The organism is Hymenobacter agri, assembly GCF_054778495.1.
Window position 1 is genome coordinate 1 of record NZ_BAAGZM010000205.1, and the last position, 6,707, is coordinate 6,707.

General features: G+C 62.4%; 3 protein-coding genes. All 3 read right to left on the minus strand.

Annotated elements, in window-relative coordinates; translation table 11 throughout:
• Positions 1–386: 386 nt before the first annotated feature.
• Positions 387–2,909 carry a TonB-dependent receptor gene (locus tag ACYVDE_RS11605; protein ID WP_460501711.1) on the minus strand — a complete coding sequence of 841 codons (2,523 nt, stop codon included), beginning with the start codon at positions 2,907–2,909 and terminating at the stop codon, positions 387–389.
• A gap of 555 nt (positions 2,910–3,464) precedes the next feature.
• Complete coding sequence (locus ACYVDE_RS11610; RefSeq protein WP_460501712.1) at positions 3,465–4,916, minus strand: toxin-antitoxin system YwqK family antitoxin; 1,452 nt, start codon at positions 4,914–4,916, stop codon at positions 3,465–3,467.
• Positions 4,917–5,134: 218 nt separating this feature from the next.
• Positions 5,135–6,316: an acetyl-CoA C-acyltransferase gene (locus ACYVDE_RS11615; protein ID WP_460501713.1), complete on the minus strand. Its 1,182-nt coding sequence runs from the start codon at positions 6,314–6,316 to the stop codon at positions 5,135–5,137.
• Between the last annotated feature and the right edge of the window lie 391 nt (positions 6,317–6,707).

Here is a 6,707-nt window from a genome sequence, read left to right on the forward strand (position 1 = left end):
GGCGGCCGGGGCGGGCGCCGGGGCGGCAACCTCAGCGCGGCCGGGCTTCACCTTCACCTTGATTTTGCCCGATTGGGCCGAGACGGTGCCGGCAGCCAGCAGGAGCGCGGCGGCCAGGGAAAGTTGTTTTGACATAGAAGTCAGAAAGTGTGAAAAAAGAGTTGCAGAAAAAGTAGTCGGGATGAGCAAATTCTAAGCTCGGCGGGCCGAAACTACGGTGGCGGCCCCACTTGCAGAGCGCAGCACTTGCGGTCGATGAATCGCGCCACTGCGCCGGGCATTACAGCCCGAAGCGAAAAATCCCGCCGCCGAACGAATTGGCGGCGGGACTATTTGCAGAAGGAGAGGTGAGAAAAGCCGTCAGGCGACTTGTGATTTCAGCTAACTCAGCCGCCGAAGCCGCCGCCGCCCTGCGGTGCGCTCTCGATGCGGCCCGGCTTGGCCTTGCTGGCCCCGATGTACCAGGTGAAGCCCAGCCAGCCCACGCGGGTTTCGTCTTTGCTGTAGCGGGTGCTGGTGAGGTCGGCGGTGGCGATTTCGGTGCGGTAGGCGTTCATATTGAAGAGGTCGGACACGCGCAGGGTGAGGGCGGCGCGGTCCGAAAACAGGCGCTGGCGCAGGGCCAAATCCACCTGCCCCCAAGCCAGCTGCCGGCCCTGGGCCGTGAGCGAGGCCGAGCGCACGTTGCCGCTCAGCTGCACATCCAGCGTGGGGCGCAGGGTGAAGTTGTTGGCCAGGCGGGCGGTACCTACCAGGGCCGTGCGGTTGTTGCCGATGCCGTTGCCGGCAATCTGGGCGCGGTAGAGGCTGGTGCTGGCGTTCAGGCGCCACCACTTGGCCAGCGGCTGGTTCAGGCTGAATTCAGCTCCGAGGTTGGTGGTGGTGCCCAGGTTGTCGTAGGTTTCGCCCATTACCAGGCCCGAGTTGCCGGCCAGGCGGGTGGCGGTGGTATCCACGAAGCGCAGGCGCTGGATGCTGTTGGTGGTGATGCGGGCAAACACGGTGCTCGTGATGGTGGCCTGGCCCACGGTCAGCTGGTGGCCCAGCTCAATGTTGTTGCTGAATTCGGCCTGCAGGCGGGCGTTGCCGAGGCGGTAGCTGCGCGGGTCCTGGTAAATGGCCAGCGGCATCTGCTGCATAAAGTTGGGGCGGTTGAGGCGGCGGGCGTAGCTCAGCTGCAGGCGGTTCTGGCCGGGCTCCTTGCCGAAATCGCGGCTAAGCGAGGCCGAAGGGAAGAAGCTGAGGTAGTCCTGCTGCAGGCTGCCGCGCTGGGCAATGCCTGCGCCGCCCGCAATGCTGCCGTTCAGGTGGGTGTATTCCGAGCGCAGGCCGGCCTGGGCGTTCCACTTGCTGCCGAGGCTGTGCTGGGCCGTGAGGTAAGCGGCCGGCACCAGCTGGTTGAAGGAATAGTCGAGCGAGCGGGTGGGGTCTTCGGCGAAGTCGTTGGGGCGGTTTTCGTTGGTGGCGAAGCCGAAGCGGTTGCTGCCGGTATTGCCTTGGTGCTCGAGCTTGGCGCCCATTTCGAGGCGGCCCTTGCCGTCGGCCAGCGGGTGGGTGTAGTCCACCTGCCCGAACTGGATGTTGGCCAGCACGTCGAGCTGCTGCCGGGTGCCGGGCTGGGCAATGGTGCCCACCTCGGCGTACTGGCGCTGCACCACCGGCACCGTGGCGTCAATCAGCACGCCGCCAAAGTTGGCGCTTAGCTCGCGGCCCTTATGGGCGTCCCAGGTGCGGCGGTAGTTGCCGCCGTAGTTGTACACCTTCACTTTCACGTCGAGGTCCTGCTGGCCGCGGGCGCGCTGCTCGGGGTCGTTGTTGTTTTGCTGGGTCAGCACCTGGCTTTCGCTTTCTAGGTTGCGCTCGGTGCCCACGTTGGCGTTCAGGCCCAGCGTTTGGTTTTTGGGCAGCTCCAGGTCCACGCCCAGTCGCAGCGAGTGGTTGCGGTGGCCTTCGCTGCCGTTGGCTACCTGGGTGGTGCGGATGGTTTCGGCACCCAATCGGGCGGTTTGCTCCGAGTGGCCACGGCTGCCGTAGGTCACGTCGCGGCCGTCGTAGCCGCCGCTCCAGGTGGCCTTGCCTACTTTGCGGCTCAGGTTGATGTTACCGCTGTACTTGTCGTTGGTACCCAAGTTGATGGCGGCCGTGCCGTTGGTGCCGGGGCGGGTTTCTTTCTTGGTAATGAGGTTGATGACCCCGCCGCCGCCGGCCGCGTCGTACTTGGCCGAGGGGTTGGTAATCACCTCCACCTGGGCGATGCGCGAGGCCGGAATCTGGTCGAGGCGCTGGCCGCCGCCGTTGCCGCCGTTGCTCACGCCGGCCGGCTTGCCATCAATGAGGATGGTCACGTTCGAGGTGCCGCGCATACTCACCGTACCGTTCACGTCCACGCTCACCGAGGGCACGTTTTGCAGCACGTTGGCCGCCGTGCCGCCCACGCTGGCGAGGTCTTTTTCCACGTTAATGACGCGCTTGCCCAGGTCTTCCACCACGGCCGCCTTCTGGCCCGTCACCACCACCTCGCTCAGCTTGGTCGCGGCCGCGGCGCTCATCTCAAAAGAAGGAAACTCGATAGCGGGCGCGCTGGCCGTGAGGCTGAAACGGCGGCGCAACACTTTGTAGTTCAGGTCTTGTACCCGCAGTAGGTAGGTGCCGTAGGGCAGGTTCAGGGCCTTAAAGCCGCCCTGCTCGGTGGTCTGGGCCACGGCCACAAACGTGGAGTCGGCGGCGCGCAGCAACAGCACGTCCGAGAAGGGCACGGGCGTTTTCGTGCCGGCTTCTACCAAGTGGCCGCTTACGCTACCGCGGCCGGCAGTCTGGGCCGAAGCAGTGCCCAGCGACAAGGTGATGACGGCGGCCACGCCCAGCAGGCGAGCTAAAGAAGGAGTGAAGGAAGGGAGCAAGGTTTTCATGGTGCAGCAAAAAAGATGAGGTCGGGCGAGGGGCGGCTCAGGTCCGGCAGCGGCCGCGGTTCCGCTGGGGAGGGAGGAGTCCGGGGCCCGAAACCCCGGTGAGTGAAGATTCGCGCCAGCTAGCGGGCCGTCTTTGGTACAAGCTTTCGGCAGCTACTAGGCGTTGGATGGAACAAATGTAGAACAGGTACTTTGTAACGCAAGGTACTGGTGAAATAAATTTATGTTAAGCGAAGCTTTTGAAATTGTTACCAGTTGAAATTCAGTTGTTAACCGATGAAAATATTTTTCAGTCGGTAGATGCCACCAGCTGTTTCACTGGCTCGGGGTTCGAAACGTCAGATGCAGGGTTGCTTTTCGCGGTTGCCTGCGTGGCCAAAAAATAGTCCCGGCGGGGCGACATATCGGTAACGGCTGTGCCAAAATGAAATGACAAAGCCCCATCGGGGCGACACTCAGCTGGAAAGTGCCGTCCTGATGGGGCTTGGATATTTGCGGATAGCAGCTTGCTACTGGCAGGTCGCCCCACTGGGGCTCTACTGCGCGTTTCTCCCGCTACTTCCGCTTCAGCGGGGCACGGGGTTTGGCTTTGGGCTGGCGCACCGGGTCGGTTACCAACTGGCCGTTGCGGTAGGTCACGGTGCGGTCCACGGTAGTACCGTCGGGCTGGTAGTAGGTCCACACGCCGCTCTGACGGCTGTTGCGGTACTGGCCGCTCACGGCCACGGTGCCATCCTCGCGGTATTCCTTGAAGGGGCCCTGAATCTGGCTGCGCACGTAGGTGGTTTCCTTACGCAGCTTACCGGAGGGGAAATATTCCTGTCCCACGCCGCCCAGAAAGCCATTAAGGTAAGGCTGGCGGGTTTGCACCTGGCCGTTCTCGAAATAGGTAATGCGGTCGCCCACCAGCCGGCCACTAGGGCCGTAGGTTTCGGTTTTGCGCACGGCCTTGCCGTCGGGGTAAAACTCGCGCCAATTGCCGGCGGGCCGGTTGTTTTTATACTGCTCTTCGGCCTGCACTACCTTGCCGGCCACATCCTGGTAGCGGATGATTTTACGGTCTTTGCCGCCGTTGCTGTAATCAGTTTCCTCGTGCGGGTTGCCGCTCACGAAGTATTCCACGCCCTTGCCCGTCGGGATGCCGTTGCGGTAGGTGAGCTTGCTTTTCACCTGGCCACTCTCGAAGTAGCTCGTAGCTGGCCCGTCGAGGCTGGTGGTGCCGGTGGTGGGCAACACACGCTTGGTCAGGTCGTCACCGAGCTGGTTTTTCACCGGGCGCTGCACCAGCGGGGCGGGCGCGTAGGTGCTCTCGGTCTGGAGCTTACCGCTCTGGTAGTAACTGCGGTAGCGGCCGCGGCCGTTCTTGTCGGCCAACACTTCCACCTCCACCTGTCCGTTTGGGTAGCGCGTCACGTACGGCCCCGATAGCAGCCCCTTTGTGAAGGTGCCCTCGCTCTGCACCACGCCGTTGGGGTAGTAGAATTTCACCGCGCCATTGGGCTGGCCGTTCTCGTAGTTCACCTCGGCCTGAGTTTTGCCGTCGGGATACACGGCCTTCAGAGCCCCGTTGGGCTGGCCCTTCACCAGCGTGGTCTTCAGACGAATGGAGCCATCGGGGTGGAAATAGGTCAGCTCACCATTCGGCTCATCATCCACGAAGAAACCGGCCTGGGCCACTTTGCCGTCATCGTAATAGGTTTTGAAGGGCCCTTGCCGCACGCCGTCCACGTAAGTCGCTTCCAGCCGCCGCGTGCCGCTGGGATGAAACTCCACGTAGGCCGAGTCGCGCTTGCCCTGCCGGAAGCTGGTTTGCTGCTCCAGCTTGCCGTTGCGGTAAAACCGCTTGTACGAGCCCTGGGGCACAGTATCGGCCGCCACCAGGGCCGAATACACTTCGTGCTTGTGCTCCTTCAGCGAGTCGTAATAGGTAATGAGTCTTTTCAGCCGCTGCCCGTGCGAGGGCATCGCCAGCGTGAGCAGCAGCAACAAAGGCATTAAGTATTTCATAGGCGAAAGAACGCAGGAATTGCTATTTCCGTGCAGAGAGGGGCTTGCTTCTAAAATTCGGGCCAAAAAAAGCCCCGCCGATTTTATTCGGCGGGGCTCGTTCAAATTTAATAGAAACGTCATGCTGAGCGAAGTCGAAGCATTTCTACCGCCAGAGTAAACAAATTACTTGCGCAGTAGAGATGCTTCAGCAAGCTCAGCATGACGTTCTGGGGTGCTTACAGGGCTTCCACCACAATGGCGCTGGCCCCGCCGCCGCCGTTGCAGATGCCGGTGACACCAATTTTGCCGCCTTCGTTTTTCAGCACGCTCATCAGCGTGGTCACGATGCGCGCGCCCGAGGCGCCCAGCGGGTGGCCCAGGCTCACGGCCCCGCCGTACTTGTTCACCTTGTCGCCGTCCAGGTTCAGCAGCTGGTTGTTGGCCAGGCTCACCACCGAGAAAGCCTCGTTGATTTCGTAAAAATCCACGTCGGCGGCCGTTTTGCCGGCGTTTTTCAGCGCCTTCGGAATGGCCAGCGAGGGCGAAGTCGTGAACCACTCCGGCGCCTGCTCGGCATCGGCGAAGCCCAGGATGCGGCCGATGGGCGTGAGGCCCAGCGCGTCGGCCTTCTCGCGGCTCACCAGCAGCACGGCGGCGGCGCCGTCGTTCAGGGTCGAGGCGTTGGCGGCCGTCACGGTACCGTCCTTCGTGAAGGCGGGGCGCAGGCCGGGCAACTTGGCGAAGTCTACCTTGGTGTATTCCTCGTCATCTTCCACCACCGTGGTTTTGCCGCGCACCTCAATGCTCACGGGCACAATTTCGTCCTTCTTCTTGCCGGCTTTAGCGGCGGCAGCGCTGCGGGTGTAGCTCTCGATGGCGAAAGCGTCCTGCTGCTCGCGGGTGATGCCCATTTCCTTGGCCGTGTTTTCGGCCGCGTTGCCCATGGCGTAGTCGTTGTAGGGGTCCCAGAGGCCGTCGCGCACGAGGCCGTCAATCATCTGGCCGTGGCCGTACTTGGCGCCGAAGCGGGCTTTGTCGAGGTAGTAGGGCACGTTGCTCATGCTCTCCATGCCGCCGGCCAGCACTACGTCCGACTGCCCCAGCATGATGCTCTGGGCGGCCATCATAATGGCTTTCGAGCCCGAGGCACACACTTTGTTCACGGTTGTGCACTCCACGGTGTTCGGCAGGCCGGCCTTCTTGGCGGCCTGGCGGGCGGGAGCCTGGCCCAGGTTGGCCGAAATCACGTTGCCCATAATCACCTGGTTCACTTCCTCGCCGGCCACGCCGGCCTTGTCGAGCGCACCTTTCAGGGCAATGCCGCCCAACTCGGTAGCCGATAGTGAGGCCAGCGCCCCGCCGAATGAGCCAATCGGCGTGCGCACGGCCGAGATGATGACAACTTCTTTAATCTGCATAATCAGGAAACTGAAAGGGTTGGGGGTGGGAGGTTGAAATCTGGCCGCAAAAGTACGGATTTACCCGCCCCGGGCGGCGGTACGGAAAAGTGAGAAAAAAAGAACCTAGTATGTAACTGTCGTGCTGAGCGCAGCCGAAGTATCTCTACCGCGCTACTAATTGCTTGTAGCGTAACAGCAGAGATGCTTCGGCTGCGCTCAGCAGGCGGTTTGATTAATTTAATCAACCCAACAACCACCTACCATGTCGGCCGGTTCGGGTCGGGCTTCTGCGCCGCCGGGCGCGGGCGCTGCTGCAGGTACTGCTGCTCCTGCGCCCGCAGCGTTTCCAGCAGCTGGCGCGCCTGGGCAGGACTCAGGTTCATGGCCTGCAGCCGCTCGCGCTGCGTTT